Source organism: Opitutus terrae PB90-1 (assembly GCF_000019965.1).
GTDB lineage: Bacteria > Verrucomicrobiota > Verrucomicrobiia > Opitutales > Opitutaceae > Opitutus > Opitutus terrae.
Window position 1 is genome coordinate 200,741 of the sequence record NC_010571.1, and the last position, 19,739, is coordinate 220,479.

Here is a 19,739-nt window from a genome sequence, read left to right on the forward strand (position 1 = left end):
CGCCGGCGCGGGCCGATCGCTCACCTACTCGGCGGAGATCCGAGCGGCATAGCCGCCGCCCTCGGCCAGCCGCAGCTTCAGCTTGGTCTCCCGGTTAACCGGCACCTGCGAGCGCTTGTAATCCTGCGCAAACCGGTCGGCATTCACACCGTCCCGGTATTCGTCGAGCGTGAATCGCCCTTCGGACAGAAAGCTCAGGTCGAGCTCGAGTTCGCGCGTATTCCAGTCGGTGATCGCGCCGAGATACCAGTCGGCGCCACGACGCCGAGCCACGACCACGTAGTCGGAAATACGCGCATCGAGTACGCGCGTCTCGTCCCATTCCGTGGGCACCGACCGCAGAAACTCCATCATGTCGGGCTCGCGAAGATAGTGCGACGGCGAGTCGCAGAGCATCTGGAGCGGACTCTCGAACACGACGTAGAGCGCGAGCTGATGGCAGCGCGTGCCCTGGCTCGACGGCCGGGCGAAGTTCGCCGCGAATCCCGTGCGGTTCGCGTTGAGCGTGGCCCCCGGGGTGAAATCCATCGGTCCCATCATCATGCGCGTAAACGGCAACGTGGCCGTGTGCTCGGGCGTGATGTGTGTGCTCCACTTGTTCCACTCATTGCCTCGCACGCCTTCCGTCGTGATCAGATTCGGATAGGTGCGCGTGAGCAGCGCCGGCCGGATCGCGCCGTGAAAGTCGACCAGCAGCCGGCGCTTCGCTGCCTCGGCGCTGACGCGGTGATAGTGACTCATCACCTTCTGGTCATCACGCTGCATGAAATCCACCTTGATCCCGCGCACGCCCCATTGCGCGAACTGGTCGAGCGCAGGCTGCAACTGGTCTTCCAGCGTCTTCCAAACCACCCATAGAACGATGCTCACATTCTTTTGTCGGCCGTAGGCCACCAGCTCCGGCACATCGATCTCCGGCACGACGTCCAGCACATTGCCGAGCTTATACCAGCCTTCGTCGAGGACGACATAGTCGAGCCCGTTCGCCGCCGCGAAATCGATGTAGTATTTGTAGGTCGCAGTGTTCACGCCCGACTTGAAGTCCACTCCGAAGACATTGTTCGCGTTCCACCAATCCCACGCGACCTTGCCGGGTTTGATCCACGAGGTGTCGGCCACGCGCGAGGGCGCAGCGAGCAGATAGACGAGCGGATTGGTGAGCAGCTCGCCATCGCGATGCGCCACGGCCAGAATCCGCCACGGATAAGTGCGACTGCCCCGGGTCACCGCCAGGTAATCCGCCGCCGCGGTCACGCGAACATCGCGGTCGCCGGTGAGTTCCTCTTTCAGCGGATACGGCGGGAACGTGGCCGTCAGTCCACTGCCGCTCGTGCCACGCAGCCACAACCCGGGATAGTCTTCGACGTCCGATTCGAGGATCGCGATCCGCGTCTGGCCCGCTTCCACCACGGCGGGAAGGCTCGCGAGGTTCTTCGCCGCGAGGTCGCCCAGCGTACGCGGCAGGAAAATCCGCTCGTTGTGCGAGAAGAAACTCTCCTCTTCGGGATACCACACCGTTTGATTATCGGCGAAGTTGAACGCCGCCTCCTCGGCGAACACCTTCACTTCCGACTGCGCCAGCTGGGTCTCCCAGCGATACGCCACACCTTCGTCGTAGGCCCGGAAGACCACCGCGTAGTTTCCGGCGAACTCGAGCCGCAGTTCGTGATAGCGATCGCGCAGCGTCGCGGCTTTCTGCCGCACGACCGGCTGTACCGTCGCGTCGTGCTGGCGGGGCGTCACGGTCCGCAGCTCCGCCGGCCGTCCGAGCGTCGTCTGCTCCACCTGCAGCGCCAGCGTGGCGTCCCGCACCACGACGGTTTCGTCGACCAACACATCGTAGGCCAGCTGACCGCCGGCACGGATCTGCACGGCGATGCGCCCGTCCGGCGATTGCAGAACCGGCAGGCTGGGCACGGCGCACCACCCGCCGACGCTCAAGGCCACGAGGCAGCCGAACCAACGCACAACGCGAAGAGGAATCATGGGGTTCATGAGAGAGGTAAGCACGATCGAGAAGGAAACTCTCCGCCGCTGCAATGACGCGCACCGAACGAGTCGGGAAACGGAAAGGCGCCACGCCGGCCCGGGGATTTGCGATCCGGCTGCGCAACCCTCCGCGGGTTTCGTGCACCGATCGAGCGTTTTCCCTTTGTGCACTCGCAGATCCGGCTTCACTGATGGAGGCATGAAAGCTGTCGTGATTTCCCAGCCAGGCGCGCCCGAGGTGCTGACGGTGGCGGAGCGTCCCACGCCGACGATCGGTGACGAGGACGTGCTGATCCGCGTCCAAGCCGCCGGCGTGAATCGCGCCGACGTAATCCAGCGCAAGGGGCACTACCCCGCGCCGGCCGGCGTCGCCGCGGATATTCCGGGCCTCGAGGTCGCCGGGCTCGTGGAGGCCTGTGGCGCGAAGGTCACGCGCTGGCAGGTCGGCGATCCGGTTTGCGCGCTGCTGGCCGGCGGGGGCTATGCGGAGTTTGTCGCCGTCGACGCGGGTCACTGCCTGCCCGTTCCGAAGGGCTGGTCCTTCACCGACGCCGCAGCACTGCCGGAAGCACTCTTCACGGTCTGGTCGAACGTCTTTCAACGCGGCCGGCTGCAACGCGGCGAAACGTTTCTCGTGCACGGTGGGACGAGCGGGATCGGCATGGCCGCGGTGCAGCTGGCGAAGGCGCAGGGGGCGCGCGTCTTCGCGACCGCCGGCACCGACGAGAAATGTCGCGCGTGCGAGGTGGTTGGCGCGGAGCGTTGCATCAACTATCGCACGGAAGATTTCGCGGCCGCCCTCAAAGATGAAGGTGTCGATGTCATCCTCGACATGATCGGTGGCGACTACGTTGCGAAAAACCTGAAGCTGCTCCGGCCCGAGGGCCGGCTGGTGTTCATCAACGCCGCGAAAGGAGCCAAGGTGGAGGTGAACCTCCTGCAGGTGATGTCGCAGCGGCTCACGATCACCGGCAGCACCCTGCGGTCCCGCGAGCGCACGTTCAAAGCTGCGCTCGCCGCCGAGATTGAGCTCGAGGTCTGGCCGTTGCTCGCGTCGGGGCAGTTCCGCGCAAACGTCTTCAAGGTGTTCGCGCTCGCCGATGCCGCCGAAGCCCACCGGTTAATGGAGTCGAGCCAGCACATCGGCAAGCTGGTCCTCGCTCTGTAGAGGCTATCCGAAAACGCGCGGTTGGCAGGGCGAAGGCGTCCTCGCCGAGCCATTTTGACAGGCTCGAGGCCCCTGGGGCCTGTGGAGCGGCCGCGGCTCACCGCACGGTTCGCCCTACCCGCCGAGCCTCTCAGCAAAACTCGGTTTTCGCATAGCCTCTAGTCGCGCGCCACCACGCCCTCTTCCCACGATGTAGCCTAATAGGTTACATTGTGCGGAAGCGACCTCCCACGGCGTGCGGCGCCCACACAGCGTCGATCATTCAGGGAAACCGGCGATCGATCAGATCTCCGAGAAAACGGAATTCGCCGTTCTTGATCTGATCCCGCGAGAACACCACGACGCCCGAGCTGCCCGCGTACGGCGCATCTGCGCGACCCGAGGCCGCGCCTTCGACCGGCTCGGCGCGCCACTCGATTTGAAATGCGTCCGGATGCTGCGGACTGCGCGTGACGGTGAACGCTTGTTCCGCGCCGCCATAGCCGCGGAAATGCGTGTCGAAAAACGCGCCCATTTCCTCGGTGATCCGCGGGCTCGCCTCCGGGAAATCCTGCTTCAACCGCTCATAGAATAGATCGCGGAGCGCCCGGCCTTCGGACAGGAACGGCGGCACCTGAGCCGTCAGCGTGTAGCCATCGAAGCCAGATTCGCGCAGATGCTGCGCCGCGAGCTCGGCATGGATCTCCTGGAATTCCAGAAAGTCTTCCACGAGTCGCTGCTGTTGCGCGCCGTCGAGTTGGAGCGCTGCGGCATTGGCCTCGACGACCGAGGCGGCGAGATGGTGGAGATACGCCTCGCCCGTGCCCGCCGCGGGGCGCGCTTCATTCGGATCGAGCCGATCAGGCGGCACCGCCGACTCTTGCTCCTCCGGTCCATGCGGCAGTTGCGGCTCCGGCTCCGGAGATTCGGTCGGCTCCTTAAGCGGCGTCCATTCCTTGTGCGGAGCCTGGGGCGGCGGGGTCGCCGCCTGCTCCACCCGGCTCGGTCGAAACGACAGCACCAGCACGCCCACCGCGCCGGCGGCGAGCAACAGAAGGGCAACCAGCCGGGAGCTTGATCCTTTCATGCGTGCGTTGTTTCCGACCGCATGCAGGCTCCGCGGTTCATCAGCGCGCGGCAAGATCGGCACCCGACGGAGTGATGCACGCATTCAGGCCGAAGGCGCGAGGTAATGCGGAAACGCCCGCAAATCGAGCGTCTGTTCCTCTCCGGGAAGCAGCGCGCGGAATCGCCGGCCGGCTTCCTGCCAGCGCAGGTACGCATGCCAGCTGCCGCCATAATAATTCAGGTTTCGCCAGGTCTTTCCGCCGTCCGTGCTTTCCTGCAGCAGGTACAGTGAGTCTTCGGTCACGTTCTTGAGGCCCACCGTCACTGACAGCCCGTTCTGCGTCTGCGGCGTGGTGTTGTCGGGCGTCGCGGGCCAGTAGCAGCCGATTTCCACGGGCTTGTCGTTCAGGGCCGTGAACAGCACGTAAGGCTTGGGCTGGTTGCGCAGCCAGACATCGAACTGGCCGCTGCGCACCAGTTGCAGGCGCGCGACGTTCCACGCGGCGCGCTCGTTCTTCACCAGCAGCGTGGGCAGCTCGCCGAGCATTGCCTCGATCTGGTTCAACCGCTCGGCCTCACCGGCGGGATCACGCCCCGGGTGTCGCGGATCGAGTTCGGCGCGGACCGCGGCGAGTCGCTGGGCGCGCGCAGCGCGCGTCGCGCCGGCTCGCAGCCAGCGGCGCACGTCCTCGACCTGCGCCACGAGCGGCGCGACGACCGTCTGGCGCGCGCGTACCTTGCTCCAGGCCTGCTGTTCGAGCATCGACCAGAAATCCGGAGTCGCCTCGCGCCACAGCTGCAGTCGCTGAAACTCCTCGAACTTCTCCTGGAGACGGCTGTAGGCCGTTGGCACCTTCGCAGACCCTTCGAGCAGGTCGCCGCACACCGCCGATTGTTCCTGGAGAAACGCCGCCATCTCCCGCTGTGCGTCTTGGAACGCCTTCGTGTCGTCCTCGCCGTCGGCCGCCGCCGCGGTGAACAGCGGCTCGAGCCTGGCCTGAGCTCGCGCCGTCTGGTCGCGCCAAAGCGCTTCGTCGGGCAGCGGCAACTGCTGCGCGAGCGTTTCGAGTTCCTGCCGAAGAGCCGCCAGCTGCCGCGCTCGCTCGCGGCGGCGCTCGACGATGCGCTCACCTTTTTGCAGCAGCGTCCGGGCTTGAGGAAGCAGGTTCGAGTTGCGGATAGCGTCGATCTGCAGGGTGAACGTGCCGACCTCGCCATCCCAATCCCGCGGGTTGAAATAGATCGTGTGGCCTTCATTGGTCTCGACTTCGCGCACCGTGGCGACGACCTCGTTGTAGCGCGCATGCCGCGGGATCAGCTGATCGCCTGCCTGCAGCAACGCCGGGAGGTCCGTCTCGAGTTTTTTCAGCAGCTCGCGCATCTGCGCCAACTCACCGTCCAACGCAGCGGCCGACGCCGTGGCCAATCGACCGGCCGTCACCCAGCTCGCCAGCTGCTCAAACCCGCTGCTCACCGGGTACAGTTTCTGCCGGATTTCGTTCATCGCCCGGCCCAGCTCGTCGTCCGCCGCCCGGAGTTCCTGACCGATCGCGTTGTAGCGCTGCTGCGCTTCCTGAAAAAGTTCGTCCGTGGCTTTGGTCTCCTCCTGCAGGGTGCTCCGCATGGCGCGTTCCGTCGCATCGCGTGCCTGCTCGGCGGCGGTGATCCTCGGCTGGTACCGATCGCGGATCGCGCGCTGCTGCTCCACGGTGAGCTGGGGCTGTCGCAACTCGGCATTCAGTTGTTCCTGCAGCACGCGCGCCGTCGCCAGGTAGCCGTTCACCGCCTGATAGGTGCTGCGCCAGTAATCCTGCAGCGCTTCCGCCGCCCGGCCGATCGCTTCACGCTGCGCGCCTTGCCGCTGTCGAACGGCCTCGGTCGCCTGACCGACCGCGGCGCGAAACACCGCCGGATCCGGTTTCGCCGGCGACTGCTCGACGGCACGTTGCACCGGAATGGTCAGTGACTCCGGCCCGCTGATCTTCACCGGCCCGTGGGTGAAGACGTAAAGCTCCTGCTGGCAGTCGACCAGGTAGAGCCCGTGTTCCAGCCGCATCCTGCCCTGTCCATTTTTTAACTCGGCGCTGTTGCCGCCAGGATTGCGCGCGAGTTCGCGCAGGTCCGCCGCAGAGCCCACGGGCAATCGCCGGAACGTCACGGACGATATCCGCTCGGCGCCCTCGCCCGTGAGCATCACCGGGAACTCACTCCACGCCGAAGTGAGCAGCGCGGTCTTTGCGACGTAGCTCAATTGCCCCGGCTTCGCCTCGCGGCGCCACGCCCCAGCCGGGTTGCTCCAGGCAAGCTCGAATACGTTCGTGCCATAGCTGGCCGGCGGCTGCGTGTCCGTCGGACGGTAGAGCCGGATTTTCAGGCTGCGCGGCAGCTTGCGGTCGGCGCCGAGCGCCGCCTTGAGCGGGAACTGCAGCCGGTTGCGCTCCGCGATCGGAGCCTTGGCCAGCACGCGTACCTCGCTGACCGGGCTGTAGAACTCCACCGCGACATCCACGGACGCACCGGCCGGCGGCGCGTTGAGCCCTTTCTCGAGCAAAGCGAAATCGACCGTCACGACCGTGTTCTGCAATTCCTCGGTCAGCCGCCGCAGAGCGACCCAGGCAGCGGCCTCGGCCTTGTCGCGCTCCCGCTCGGCCCAGGTTTGCAGGAACGGCAGTAAGTTCTCCTTCAGGTAGCGGTTGCGGAAAGTCGCCTGGTGGTCCGGGTCCTGAGTCTTCAGCGCGCTGAAACCGCGGATGCCATGGGTCTCCGGATCCTCCCAAAACGAGTCGAGCGATGCCACCACGGCCTCGAAACCGCGGCGCGTGCCATCGCCTTCGGTGATGAGTCGCACGTAGTCGCCCAGCCGGCCGTGCCGGCGTACTTGATACTGGTAGTATGCATACCAGTAGTCGTCGCTGATCTGCTGCAGCGCGGCTTCGCCAAAGCTGTTCAGCGCAAAGTCGATCAGGCCCACGCCGGCGGCCGAGGTCGCCAGCGCATCGCCCATCTTGCTCATTCGATACTTCAGAAAATCCTTCAGCGCGTTGAGCACCGCCGCATCGTACTTCCCTTCGGTGGCACTTTTGAGGCAGTTGTAGACCGAGCACGCGATGCCGAATCGTTCGAGGCCGTTGCCGACTGTTTTCCAGGCCGGCCAGAGTTGCTCCGCTTGGTTTAATGTCAGCGCGGCGACCGCATCGCCACCCAGCCCGCTGTACTTGTTCACGAACTGGATACTCGGATCCGCCTGGCTCTTCCACCAGCCGACCTCGCCCCGCGCGATCATCTGCTCGAGCTCGCGCACGGCCTCGGTGGCGGCTTCGTCAGGGCTCGCGGTAACGGGAACATCAGCCGCATGGCCGATGGCGCAGACAAACCCGACCCAGCAAACTCCGGCAAAGAGCGTCTTCATGGCGGAAAGTGCCGCGCGCCACGGCGCGCTGCAGATGAGTCTGGCGTCGCGGGCAACCGAGACAACTCCCGAAATTCCAGCCACATAACACCTCTTCTTGCAGACTCCTAGCACCTCCGCCTCATCGGCGACTGATCCGATTGGGTCCAGCCTGTCCAAACCTCCACGAGCGCCCAAACGGCCGTAATGTCCCGGCCTGTGCACTACCGCACGCGCGCGGCGCGGCGCGCCCGAATCGTCGGCTGGACCTTTCGACCAAAGGATGTCTACTCGTGCTCACTGTGATTCAACGTGGCCCGCTTCCTTCGACGCCTGCCACGCTGAAAATCCTTTCCAGCCCCATCGTTCGCCAGCGTTCTTCTTCGCCGACTATGCCGGTTCGCAGCGCCACGCTTTCGCCTCATTCGCTGCCCATCGGTGGCGGCGGCGCGCAGGCGGATGACGAGCACGGCACGCACCGGCTGATTCAGGTCGACCCGAACTGGCGAATTGAAACGATCCACCCGGACGTGCTCGCGATGTTTGCCATCGCCGACCGCACGATGGCCGAATTGGAGGGCACGGTACTATGGGACGCGTTCCCCGGCTGGATCGGTACGGCCGCGGAACGGAAACTGCGGACCGCGATGCACCGGCGCACGCCTGACGATTTCGAACTCCATTATCCTGCTTCCGGGATGTCGATCGATGTCCGGTTGCGCCCGGCCGATACGTCTCTCGCCATCCAGCTCCGCGATACCACGCCGGCCCGGGCTCCGGGCGAAAGCATGGCGCGCTCCCGCGATCGCGCCGAGGCGCCGCAGATCACGGATACCCTCCCGGTTCCGGTCGCCAACCTGGCCTGCGCATTTGATCGTGCGGGGCGATTGACCCACGCCAGCGTGGCGCTGCTCGATCGCTGGAAGGTGCGGTTGCCCGAGGCGAAGGGCCGGACCGTGCTCGAACTCAACTATCCGCCGGCGCTCGGCGAGCGATTGCATCGACAGATCCAGCGGGTGATCGCCACAGGTGAGCCGGTCACCGATCAGGTCACCTACCCCGTTCCCGGCGGGCGCACCGAGTCGCACGAACACATCTTCAGTCCGCTGCTGGGCGAGGACGGCACCGTGCACGGGGTCGCGGGCGCGATCCGGATTGTGGCAGGCCCGCCCACCGTCGCACCCAAACCCGTCGCACCGCGCATCGACGGCGAAGTGCAACGGGCCAAAGTGCTGGGCGAACTCGCCGCCGACGTTTTCGCCGCCGACCCCGGCCGGCTCCCGCTCACGGCGCTGTTCGAGCGCATCGGCACCGCCATCGGCGCGGAATGCCATTTCCATCACACCGTCGTCGAGGGTCGCTCCTGGCTGCGGCTGGAGTGCAGCGCCGGCCTCGAGCCCGAACTGCTCGGCGCACTCAACGAGCTGCCTTTTGGACGCGAGCTGCCTGGGTTGGTGGCGCAGCATCGGCGGCCGATGATCCTGCACGATCTGCAGAAGAATCCCACGCTCGAGGGCGCGGCGTTGCGTGACCTCCAGCTTGACGCCTGTGCAGGTCACCCGCTGCTCGCCGGTGACCGACTGCTGGGCACCCTGCTTTTCGGCACGCGCTGGCGGCCACGTTTCACCGAAGACGAGCTGCATTTCCTCCAATCAGCCGCGGCGCTGGTAGCCGCGCGGTTGTCCGGCGAAAGCGCCGCCGCACAAGCTGAGCAAAAAGCGGAGCCCGCCGCACGGGCCGCCGTGCTGAAAGAGGAGTTCCTCAACGCCGTCGTACAGGAGTTGCGCGTGCCGCTCGAATCCACGCTGCTCCAGATCCGCGCCCTCGCGGGGCAGGCCGGTGTGCCCGAGCACCTTCGGTTCGAGCTCGAGGCGATCGCGCGCAATCTCACGACCGAATCGCGGCTCGTGAACGACCTGCTCGACCTCACGCGGATCGCGCGCGGCGAGCTTTCGATCGAGCACAATTTCGTCAACCTGCACGCGGTGCTCCGCGACGCCCTCGGCTCCGTGAAGCCGGAGCTGGCCGAACACGGCATCGTCCTGGCGATGAACGTCCCCGACGTCGCGCCCCAGGTGCGTGGCGACGCGGTGCGACTACAGCAGGTGTTTTGGAATCTGCTCAAGCGCGCCATCCGCTCGAGTCCGCGGGGCGGTATCGTCTCAGTCCGGCTGAGTCTCACGCCGTCCCTGCACGCGGCAGTAACGATCACTGACAGCGGACACCCGCTGCCACCCGAGCAAACGCAGCGCGCCCTCGAGCCGTGGTCGCTCGCCGCCACCGAGGCGGACGAAGCGGGCGCCGGCGGGCCGCGGGGCTTCGGCATGGCGACGGTGCGCAAGATCGTCGAGCTGCACTCCGGCCGGATCCACGTGGGTCCGCCGAAGACCGACGGTGGCACGTCGTTCACGGTGGAATTGCCCTTGGCGCCGGAGACCGGCCGCGCGGGAAAAGAGCCCGACGCGGCGCGCGGCCGGCCGGCGAAGCGCACGCCGGCTCACACGCAGCAGCGAAAAATTCTGCTCGTGGAGGATCAGCCGGATACGCGCGAGGCGCTTCTCGTGCTGCTACGGCAGTGGAAGCACGAGGTGATTGTCGCGACCAGCGTGCGCGAGGCGCGCGGGCTCGCCCGCATGCATCCGTTCGATCTGGTGATCAGCGCGGTGAGTTTGTCCGATGGCAGCGGCTATGAATTGATGGCCGGCCTTCGGCTCGATCACGGCCTGAGCGGAATCGCGCTCGTCGGCAACGGCACCGAGCAGGATTCCGCGTTGGGGCGTAGCGCAGGCTTCGCCGCCCGGCTGGCCAAGCCCGTCAGCATCGAAGCGCTGGAGAAAGCGCTCGCCGCGGTGCTGCCGACGAATTGAGCGGTGAGCCTGGCGCCCTGGTTGCGGGGGGGGAGAAAACCGCCTCAGACCCGCGGGCGAAAATACTCGATCGTCCGCTTCAGTCCGTCCTCGAGCGCAACCTTGGGCTCCCACTTCAAGAGCTGCCGCGCGAGCGTGATGTCCGGTTGCCGCTGTTTCGGATCGTCGGCCGGCAACGGCAGGTGGACGATCTTCGATTTCCCGCCGACGAGCTTGAGCGTGAGCTCAGCCAGCTCGAGCATCGTGAACTCCCCGGGATTCCCGAGGTTCATCGGGCCCACCGTCTCGGTCTGGGCCATGAACCGCACGAACCCCTCGATCAAATCGTCGACGTAGCAGAACGAGCGCGTCTGCGAGCCGTCGCCATAGATCGTGAGATCCTCGCCCCGCAGCGCCTGCACGATGAAGTTCGAGACGACGCGGCCGTCGGCCTCATACATTCGCGGGCCGTAGGTGTTGAAGATGCGGACGACGCGGATATCGACCTTGTTCTCGCGGTGATAGTCGAAGAAGAGCGTCTCGGCGCAGCGCTTGCCTTCATCGTAGCACGAGCGCTTGCCGATCGGGTTCACATTGCCCCAGTAGCTTTCCGGCTGCGGATGCACCGAGGGATCGCCGTAAACCTCGCTGGTGCTCGCCTGAAACACCCGCGCCTTCACGCGCTTCGCCAGCCCGAGCGAGTTGATTGCGCCCATCACCGACGTCTTGGTCGTCTTGATGGGATTGTATTGGTAGTGAGGAGGCGAGGCCGGACAAGCGAGGTTATAGATCTGGTCGACCTCGAACTTGAACGGGTCGATCACGTCGTGCCGGACAAACTCGAACCGCGGGTGCGGCAGCAAGTGCTGAAGATTCGCTTTGCGGCCGGTGAACAGATTATCGATCGCCACCACGTCGTGGCCGTCGGCCACCAGCCGATCACAAAGATGGGAACCGAGAAAACCGGCGCCGCCGGTGACGAGGATGCGCATAGGTGCGCCGGAGAGACTTGCGAAACGGCGTTTGGTTCGCGAGGAAAAGTTCGGTCACCCGTGGAACCGCCGCGGCTACCCCGCCACCCGGGCGGCGGCGCCGGCTTCGTAGCGTTCGATCCAGCTGCGATGCCAGGATCCGTAGTCGCCGCTCTCGAGATGCGCCCGGGCCTGCGCCATCAGATCGAGGTAGAAATGCAGGTTGTGCAGCGTCAGGAGCGTACAGCTGATGATCTCGCCGGCGAGCGTCACGTGCCGCAGATACGCCCGCGAAAACCCACTGGTGTAGTTCGCCAAGCCTTCGACGATCGGCCGCGGATCGGTGCGGTATTTCTCGTTCCGCAGGTTCATCGGCCCATCCGGCGTGAACGCCAGCCCGTTGCGCGCCACGCGCGTCGGCAGCACGCAATCGAACATGTCCACGCCGAGCGCGATCATCTTCAGCATCTGCGGCGGCGTCCCGAGCCCCATGGTGTAGCGCGGCTTGTTCGCCGGCAAAAACGGTGTGGTCGCCGCCACCTGTTTCAACATTTCCGGCTCCGGCTCACCCACGCTGACCCCGCCCACCGCGTAACCGGGGAAATCCAGCGCGCTGAGCGCCTCCGCGGCTTCGCGCCGGAGATCGTCGAAGGTCGAGCCCTGCGCAATCGCGAACACGTGATGCCCCGCCGCCAGAAAGCCGCTCTCGGTGGCGATCTGCTTGCACTGCAGCGCCCAGCGCTGGCTGCGCGCCACCGCACGGGCGCACGCGTCCCGCTCGCAGGGCCAGGGCGGACACTCGTCGAGCACCATCGCGATGTCGCTCCCGAGGTTCTGCTGGATCCGCATCACCTCGCGCGGGCCGAGGAAGAGCTTCGCTCCATCAAGGTGCGACTGAAACGCCACGCCGTCGTCGCGGATGTCCCGCAGCTTCGCCAACGAGAACACCTGAAACCCGCCGCTATCAGTGAGGATCGGCCCGTCCCAGCCCATGAACCGGTGCAGCCCGCCGAGATCGCGGATCAACTCACTGCCCGGCCGCAGGTTCAGATGGTAGGTATTGCCCAGGATGATCTGCGCCCCGATCTCGTGCAAATGGGCCGGGGTGATCGATTTGACGGTGCCCTGTGTCCCGACCGGCATGAAGATGGGCGTCTCGACGACCCCGTGCCGGGTCTGCAGCCGGCCCCGGCGAGCCTGCGTGGCGGTGTCGGTCTTAAGCAGTTGGAAAGGCGTGCCCATGCGCTCTGGTCCGGCGGTCTATGCACGCGGGCCGCGACATCCGCAAGCAAAGCCGACGGTCCGCTGTGCTGGCCCGGCGCAGCGTGAGACCTCCCCGGCACTTGACCCTCCCCCGTTTCGATGGGTTACTGTGCCCGGTGCTGCTCGTCATCGACAACTTCGATTCGTTCACCTTCAACCTCGTCCAGTACTTCGGTCAACTGGGCGTGGAGCAGCGCGTATTTCGCAATAACGAGATTACGCCCGAACAGGCCTTGGCGCTGAAACCCGACCGGGTGCTGCTTTCGCCCGGACCATGTTCACCCAAGGAAGCCGGCGTCACGCTCGAGATCATCCGCGCGTTTGCCGGCGTCCGGCCGATCTTTGGCGTTTGTCTCGGACACCAGTCGATCGGGCAGTATTTTGGCGGCAACGTGGTGCGCGCCTCCCGGCTGATGCACGGCAAAACCTCGCCGATCCTGCACAAGAACACCGACGTGTTCCGCGGACTGCCGCAAGGGTTTGCCGCCACGCGCTATCATTCGCTCTTGGTCGAGCGGGACACGTTTCCGAGCGAGTTGGAGATCACCGCCGAAACCGCCGAGGGCGAAGTCATGGGCCTGCGCCACCGCACCCTGCCGATCTGGGGTGTGCAGTTTCACCCGGAGTCGATCGCGACGGACGGGGGGATGAAGATTCTCGAGAATTTCCTGAGCCTGAACTGATCCGAATGCCGAGCGCCGAATGAAGAATGATGAAACCGCTTTGGCGGCTGCAAGTCTCACTGCGACCGTACCATCATTCGGCAATCGGCATTCCTAATTCGGCACTCCCAACATGCGTTGCCCCAAGTGCACCTCGATTGAAGACAAGGTGATCGACTCCCGAATCAGCAAGGAGGGATCGACGATCCGCCGCCGCCGCGAGTGTCTGGAGTGCGGCTACCGGTTCAGCACGACTGAGAGCCTCGTCCGTGATGGCATCGTGGTGATCAAGCGCGACGGACGCCGCGAGGAGTTCTCCCGCGATAAGCTGCTGCATGCCGTCCGCGCCGCGTGTCACAAGCGCCCGGTCGACGTCGAGCAGATCACGATGCTCATCGAGGACGTGATCGACATGCTCGAGGCGCACTACGACAGCGAGATCCCTTCCGCCGCGATCGGCGACGCCGTCATGCAGCGGCTGCGCTCGATGGATCAGGTGGCCTACGTCCGCTTTGCCAGCGTCTACAAGGAATTCCGCGATGTCTCCGAGTTCATGCAGGAGATCTCCGCGCTCGGCAAAAAAGAGAAATGAGCCGTGACCCCGCCGAGCTGCGGCGGCTGCACTTCATCAACACGCTGTTCGCGCACGTCACCGGGCACGACCTGTATCTGGCGCAGCAGATTTGTGAGGCGATCACCTTCAGCCTGGCTGAGCTCCAGGCGCAGACGGAGGCGCATCCTGAATTCGCCGCGAAGTTCGATACCGCCTTCAATGCCGCGGCGGCCGCGTTGCTCGCCAAGCACTTCGCCGACGTACCGCAGTATGGGTTCTACCATTGGGACGCCTCGCTCACCCTCGCCTCAGCGACGCCGCTGTTCAGCCGCGCCGAAATCCTCATCGGTCTAAAGCACCTCGCGCCGTATCGCGAGGCGATGCTGCTGGTGACGAACCTCCGCCCCGCCTTGGTCCCGCCGACACACCGCGCCACGCCGCGGCGGAAACGCGACTACGCGGAGGCACTCGCGTTCATCCAGGATCTCGCCGCCGCCCGCACGGCCCGCAGCGCAAACCTGCAGTTATTATTTCTGTGATGCCGCGTACCGAGCGAAGCGACATCAGACATTACGCCATTCGATGCGAATGGACCACGATAGTCCCCGCTCGCATCCGCCCCGCGCCGCGAGGAGCGCCGAGCCCGTCCGCTCGCTACGGAGCCGCGACGCCCGCCACATTCGCCTCGCGGCGCCGAATAGCTTTGAACTCTTCGCGTCCTTTCGCGTGATTCGCGGGCAGATCCCGTCCGCCATGGCCAAGACTCTCTTCCAGAAAATCATCGACCGGGAGATTCCGGCGAAAATCGAATACGAAGATGATCAGTGCGTGGTGCTGCACGACATCGAGCCGCAAGCCCCGGTGCATCTGCTGATCGTGCCGAAGAAGCCGATTCCGCGCGTCGCGGAGGCAGCCGCAGCCGACGAGCCGCTGCTCGGACACCTGCTGACAGTCGCCGGCACCGTGGCGAAGAAGCTCAATCTCGCGCACGGTTTTCGGCTGGTGATCAACAACGGTCCGCACGCCTGCGAATCAGTGCCGCACCTGCACGTGCACATGCTCGCGCAGCGGCAAATGACCTGGCCGCCAGGCTGAGCCTTCGATCTGCTCGTCGCCACTTGCGTGGGAGCGCGAGCGTCCCAGCTCGCTTCCACCGGACGCCTGTCTGCCCGCCGTTCGCCCGCTCGTAAGCTGACGCTCGCCTCGCCGGCGAGGTCGTTCTTGCGCCGAGCCCCGGACGCGCCCTCCCCGCAGGTCGTAATACGAACATTCCGCCCGCGACATCCCCCGGAGGCCGGCGGTGTCGACGATCAGCCAATGTTCGTATTGCGAACATTGGCTTTGCTGATGCCGAGAGGAACGACGCGGCTCCGCTATCCGCGTGCTTCGAACGCACCGTCGCTGCGCTTCGCGATCAGGCGCTTCAATTCGAGCATCATCAGCGCCGCCGAGACCTGCGGTGAGCCAAGCCGGGTTTGCGCAATGATCGCATCCGGCGTGAGCATCGCGCCGCCGCGGAAACATTCCCAGATCGCCGCCTCTTCCGGTGTCAACGCGGTGGAGGGCGTTACCCCCAATGCGCTTTCCGGATCCGCCGATCCTTCCTTCGGCGGGATCGCCGCCGGTCGCAGCCCGCCCAGATAGCTCAGCTCGTTGAGGACATCGTCCACGCTGGTGAGCAGCGTCGCGCCGTCGCGGATGAGCTGATGACAACCGGCGCTCGTGGGCTGATCGATCCGTCCTGGCACCGCGAAAATCAGCCGACCGTATTCGCCGGCGAACCGTGCGGTGATCATGGCGCCGCCGTTGACGTCGGTTTCCACGACGATCACGGCTTCGCACATCCCGGCCACGACGCGGTTGCGCATCGGAAAACTCTGCCGGTCCGCGCGCCGGCCGAACGGAAACTCGGAGAGCACCGCGCCAGTCGCCTCGATCTGCCGATACAGCGCGAGGTTTTCGGGTGGGTAAATGATGTCGATGCCGCAGCCCACGACGGCCGCCGTTTTGCCTCCGACCGAAAGCGCGCCTTCGTGCGCCGCGGTGTCAATGCCGCGCGCCAGTCCGCTGACGACGCAGAAGCCCAGTCGCGCCAGTTCCGCACCGAGCTTCTTCGCCGTCGCTTGACCATAGAGGGTCGTACGCCGCGAGCCCACGATGGCGATGCAGGGCTGCTCGAACCCATATCGCCCTTTGCGATAGAGCCCGATCGGCGGGTCGTGAATTTCCTTCAGCAGCTTCGGGTAGCCCGCATCGCCGGTCGTGATGAAATCCGCGCCGCTCTTCGCCATCCGCTCCTCTTCCCGCGCGAGGTCGAAGTGCTCACGCCAGTTCGTCAACGTCGCACTGATCACCGGGCCGACGCCGCGCACGGCTTCCATCCGCTTCGCCGACGCGGCGAGTGCCGCGCGCGGATCGCCGCCGAGTTCCGCGAGCAGACGGTTGAGCGTCACCGGTCCGATGTTCGGCAGCGCGTTGAGCACCAGCAAAGCCTGGCGTTCGGTCAGCTCGGAGGGGTTCATCCGGAAACGGCAGCGCCGCAGTTACTGTCTGACCGTTCAAGCTCGCGGCGTAAAGCCGCTCCTACAGCCCCCGCAGCATCGCGCCGAGATGATCGAGCAGCTGCGTCGTGTGCACCGCGACCTGTCCTCGCGCGCGCGCGAGCCGGTCCGCCGCCAATCCGTGCCAGAGCACGCCGCGCGCGGCGGCCAACGCCGGATCGGTCGGGGACTGCGCCAGCTGCGCGCCAATCATCCCGGCCAGCAGATCGCCGCTGCCGCCGCGCGCCAACACCGGCCCGCCGGCGAACGAATGGTAGATCACCGCCGCATCGCCGTCAGTCGTGCCGATGCGTGTCACCGGTCCTTTCAGCACCACCGTCGCCCGGCTGGTTCGCACGAAATCCTCCAACGATGCGTTCGGCGCGATCCGGGCGAATTCGCCCGCGTGCGGGGTCACGACGAGCGGCGATTTCGCCGCGCGCACGATGTCGGGTTGCAGCGCGTCGGCGTCGAGCAATACTGGCTTGTCGCCGAGCCGGACGATCTCCCCAACCAGCGCCAGCGTCTCAGCCTCGCGACCGATGCCCGGGCCAACCACGAGCGCATCGGCGCGCGACAGCCGTTCACGCAGAAGATGCAGCCCCTCCAGCGCGAGGCTGCCGTCAGGCGTTTCCGGCCAGCCAACCCAGATCGCCTCCGGCAGCCGCGCCGCGAACGCCGCAGCAAGCGTCTCCGGCACAAACGCCGTCACGAGCCCGGCGCCGCTGCGTAGCGCGGCCTCGACCGCCATCATCACTGCTCCCGGATAGCTGCGCGATCCACCGAGGACGAAGAGATGACCATAGCTGCGCTTGTCGCAGCGTGCCGGTCGCAACGCCGCCAGCGGCGCCAACATGGCCGGCGTCAGCACGCGCAGGATAGCCGGGCCGGGGTCGACGACCCCGGCTACAGGCGAGAAGAATCCGAGGTCCAGATAACGGATCCGGCCCGCGTTGAGATCGTCGACGATGGGCGCCTTCACCGACCCCGTGGCGTAGGTGAAATCCGCGCGGAAAATTCCGGCGCTCGGCAGATCGACCGCCGCGCGCAGCGGGATCGGGAGCGCGTTCACCTGCTCGAGCAATGCAGCCGTACGCGGGTCGCAGGGCGGCCGAAATTGGAAACCAAACACGCCGTCCAGACAAAGATCGTAGTCGGCTGCCGCGAACGACGGCGGAAGCTCCGCAGAGCGGCCGAGGGCGGCCGCGCTCCCACGCACGCGCTCCGGCGCGGTCTGCAACAGTTCGCGCCATGCGCGCGCCGCCAACGGGCGCAGCGCCCGCTGACCGAAGGCGAACTCGACCTCCACCGTCGCCGAAGGAAAACGCTCGATGATCTGCCGCGAGGCGATCAGCGCGTCACCGCCATTGTGCCCTTTGCCCGCGAGAACGAGAATCCGTCCGTCAGGGGGAAAGCCACCGATTTCCGCGAAATCCCGCAGCACCGCTTCGGCAATCGCGGCGCCCGCTTGCTGCATCGCCGCCCATTCCTTGACCTCGTCCGCGCCGAAAAGCTTCGCCTCGAGCTCACGCGCCGCGGCGCACGTCAGGATGGGATGCGTGCCGGCGATCATCGTTCAGCGGCGGCCGTCCGGAGTTTCCTGGGGCTCGGTGCGCGGCTCATAACGGCCGCGCTCGATCCATTCGCGGCGGGTTTTCTCCGTTTCCGTCACGAGGAGCGGCGCCTGCGGATCGGTGCCGCGCTCAAGGATCGGGCGCGTTAGCCGCGGGATCGAGCGGAAGTAATATTGTCCCTCGCGTCGCAGCACCTCGTAGAAAATCGTATAGCTGCGTTTTTCGGTGTCCCACAGCGCGACCTCCGTGAGATCGTGTTCCCACACCGCGCGGTCGCCCCACTCTGCGAACACGGCCTCGACCTCGGTGAGCTTGGGCCGTTCCAACCGCACCAGCGCCGGTTCCGGCGGCGCGGCCGGTTTTTTCGGCGCGTCATGGGGCAGCGAGAGCATGAACAGCACTCCGAGCACGAAACCAAGCGTGATCCACGAAGGCGTCTTCGACAGCCTGGAACGAGGCACAAGAGGTTCAGGCGGCGTTTCGTCCATGCCGGGTGCGATCAGGCAGGCGTGGCTGCGCCGACCAAAGCGGCGACGGCCATCGCGTAGTTGTCGGTGTGGGAAAGCGTGAGCAGCACGCGCTCGGCTTTCACCTGAGCCAGCAGCGCCTGCGCCCGCGCGTCGAGCCGCACCAGCGGCTCATGCCGCTGGCCATGGTAAACAGAGATGGATTTCCAGCCGAGCTCCGCGCCGATGCCGGTGGTGAAACATTTCGAAACTGCCTCCTTCGCCGCGAAGCGGGCGGCGATGTGCTTGTGCGGATGAGCCATGCCCTCGCAGTAGGTTCGCTCCTCTTCGGTCAGGATGCGATCGATGAATCGTTCCCCGTGCCGCAACAGCACGCTCCGGATCCGCGCGATCTCGATGATGTCGGCGCCCAGGCCGATCAGCACGCCCCCCGGGGGAAGTTGGATGTTTGGGGAAATCGCCATGGCGCGGGCGGGGTTCGGAGTCGGCTGCAGCGGGCGGTTTGTTCCCGCCCCGCTCAAGGATTCATCCGAACTTTCATCTCCCGCACCGCCTCGTCAATCCCGGTGAACAACGCCCGGCTGATGATGCTGTGGCCGATATTCAGCTCGTGGAGGTGCGGCAGCGTGCGCACCTCGGCGATGTTCACGTAATTGATCCCGTGACCCGCGTTCACGATCAGGCCGAGCTCGTGCGCCCGCGCCGCGCCCATCCGCAGGCGTTGAAATTCCTTCGTGCGGCTGGTGGGCTGAGGATAGCTCGAAGCGTAAGCGCCCGTGTGCAGTTCCACGCACGGCGCATGCAGTTGAGCCGCGAGTTCGATCTGCTGCTCGTCGGGATCGATGAACAGGCTGGCCTGGATTCCCGCCGCGTTCATGGCCTCCACGCACGCCCGCACGCGGTCGCGCTGCGCGGTCACGTCGAGTCCGCCCTCGGTGGTGATCTCCTGCCGGTTTTCCGGCACGAGGCACACGGACTCCGGCTTCAGCTTCAGCGCCAATTGTGTCATCGCCGGCGTGCATGCCATTTCGAAGTTCAACCGCGTCGCGATCGACTCGCGCAGCCGCCACACATCCCGCTCCTGGATGTGCCGCCGATCCTCGCGCAGATGGACCGTAATCCCATCGGCGCCGGCACGTTCGGCCGCGAGGGCGAGGGTCACCGGATCCGGCTCGATCGGCCCGCCGGCGGTCGCCTCCGCCTGCCGGTAGCGGGCCTGACGCAGAGTCGCGCAATGGTCGATGTTGACGCCGAGGAGGATCATGGGAGGA

Annotated in this window: 16 protein-coding genes; 6 read left to right on the forward strand and 10 right to left on the reverse strand. The window is 65.9% G+C overall.

What is annotated here, in order from left to right:
• Nucleotides 1-24: 24 nt before the first annotated feature.
• Nucleotides 25-1,986 carry a glycoside hydrolase family 97 protein gene (locus OTER_RS00840; protein WP_158305330.1) on the reverse strand — a complete coding sequence of 654 codons (1,962 nt, stop codon included), beginning with the start codon at nt 1,984-1,986 and terminating at the stop codon, nt 25-27.
• 202 nt (nt 1,987-2,188) lie between these two features.
• Between OTER_RS00840 and OTER_RS00845 the strand changes: the two genes are divergently transcribed.
• The gene (locus OTER_RS00845) at nt 2,189-3,157 is read left to right on the forward strand and encodes an NAD(P)H-quinone oxidoreductase (RefSeq protein WP_012372999.1); all 969 of its coding nucleotides are present in this window, start codon (nt 2,189-2,191) and stop codon (nt 3,155-3,157) included.
• A 262-nt stretch (nt 3,158-3,419) separates the two neighbouring features.
• Here the strand turns inward: OTER_RS00845 and OTER_RS00850 are convergent, their stop codons facing one another.
• Both OTER_RS00850 and OTER_RS00855 read right to left on the reverse strand, forming a co-directional pair.
• Nucleotides 3,420-4,223 (reverse strand): hypothetical protein, encoded by an 804-nt coding sequence (locus OTER_RS00850; protein WP_148217958.1) that lies wholly within the window; start codon nt 4,221-4,223, stop codon nt 3,420-3,422.
• Nucleotides 4,224-4,307: 84 nt separating this feature from the next.
• Complete coding sequence (locus tag OTER_RS00855; RefSeq protein ID WP_012373001.1) at nt 4,308-7,613, reverse strand: hypothetical protein; 3,306 nt, start codon at nt 7,611-7,613, stop codon at nt 4,308-4,310.
• A gap of 371 nt (nt 7,614-7,984) precedes the next feature.
• On the opposite strand from OTER_RS00855, the gene OTER_RS00860 reads away from it, so the two are divergent.
• Nucleotides 7,985-10,459: an ATP-binding protein gene (locus OTER_RS00860; protein WP_012373002.1), complete on the forward strand. Its 2,475-nt coding sequence runs from the start codon at nt 7,985-7,987 to the stop codon at nt 10,457-10,459.
• Nucleotides 10,460-10,503: 44 nt separating this feature from the next.
• Here OTER_RS00860 and OTER_RS00865 read toward each other — a convergent pair whose 3' ends face one another.
• Nucleotides 10,504-11,430, reverse strand: coding sequence for a UDP-glucuronic acid decarboxylase family protein (locus OTER_RS00865; protein WP_012373003.1), 927 nt, complete (start codon nt 11,428-11,430; stop codon nt 10,504-10,506).
• A gap of 75 nt (nt 11,431-11,505) precedes the next feature.
• Nucleotides 11,506-12,651, reverse strand: a complete 1,146-nt coding sequence (gene tgt / locus OTER_RS00870; protein ID WP_012373004.1) for a tRNA guanosine(34) transglycosylase Tgt — start codon at nt 12,649-12,651, stop codon at nt 11,506-11,508.
• A gap of 137 nt (nt 12,652-12,788) precedes the next feature.
• Between tgt and OTER_RS00875 the strand changes: the two genes are divergently transcribed.
• From OTER_RS00875 to OTER_RS00890, 4 genes are all read left to right on the forward strand, one after another.
• Nucleotides 12,789-13,355: an anthranilate synthase component II gene (locus OTER_RS00875; RefSeq protein WP_012373005.1), complete on the forward strand. Its 567-nt coding sequence runs from the start codon at nt 12,789-12,791 to the stop codon at nt 13,353-13,355.
• 112 nt (nt 13,356-13,467) lie between these two features.
• Nucleotides 13,468-13,926 carry a transcriptional regulator NrdR gene (nrdR, locus tag OTER_RS00880; protein WP_012373006.1) on the forward strand — a complete coding sequence of 153 codons (459 nt, stop codon included), beginning with the start codon at nt 13,468-13,470 and terminating at the stop codon, nt 13,924-13,926.
• Nucleotides 13,923-14,426 carry a hypothetical protein gene (locus tag OTER_RS00885; protein ID WP_012373007.1) on the forward strand — a complete coding sequence of 168 codons (504 nt, stop codon included), beginning with the start codon at nt 13,923-13,925 and terminating at the stop codon, nt 14,424-14,426. Before nrdR ends, OTER_RS00885 begins: the two co-directional genes overlap by 4 nt.
• Nucleotides 14,427-14,640: 214 nt before the next feature.
• Nucleotides 14,641-14,982, forward strand: coding sequence for a histidine triad nucleotide-binding protein (locus OTER_RS00890; RefSeq protein WP_044892027.1), 342 nt, complete (start codon nt 14,641-14,643; stop codon nt 14,980-14,982).
• A 278-nt stretch (nt 14,983-15,260) separates the two neighbouring features.
• Here the strand turns inward: OTER_RS00890 and dprA are convergent, their stop codons facing one another.
• The 5 genes from dprA to OTER_RS00915 form a co-directional block, all read right to left on the reverse strand.
• A complete protein-coding gene (gene dprA, locus OTER_RS00895) occupies nt 15,261-16,409 on the reverse strand; it encodes a DNA-processing protein DprA (protein WP_012373009.1) in 1,149 nt (382 codons plus the stop codon).
• Nucleotides 16,410-16,470: 61 nt separating this feature from the next.
• Nucleotides 16,471-18,000: an NAD(P)H-hydrate dehydratase gene (locus OTER_RS00900; RefSeq protein WP_012373010.1), complete on the reverse strand. Its 1,530-nt coding sequence runs from the start codon at nt 17,998-18,000 to the stop codon at nt 16,471-16,473.
• A gap of 3 nt (nt 18,001-18,003) precedes the next feature.
• Nucleotides 18,004-18,462, reverse strand: coding sequence for a hypothetical protein (locus tag OTER_RS00905; protein WP_148217959.1), 459 nt, complete (start codon nt 18,460-18,462; stop codon nt 18,004-18,006).
• Nucleotides 18,463-18,500: 38 nt separating this feature from the next.
• On the reverse strand, nt 18,501-18,932 hold the full coding sequence (gene acpS, locus OTER_RS00910) for a holo-ACP synthase (RefSeq protein WP_012373012.1): 432 nt from the start codon (nt 18,930-18,932) through the stop codon (nt 18,501-18,503).
• A 53-nt stretch (nt 18,933-18,985) separates the two neighbouring features.
• Complete coding sequence (locus OTER_RS00915) at nt 18,986-19,732, reverse strand: pyridoxine 5'-phosphate synthase (RefSeq protein ID WP_012373013.1); 747 nt, start codon at nt 19,730-19,732, stop codon at nt 18,986-18,988.
• Nucleotides 19,733-19,739: the final 7 nt, after the last annotated feature.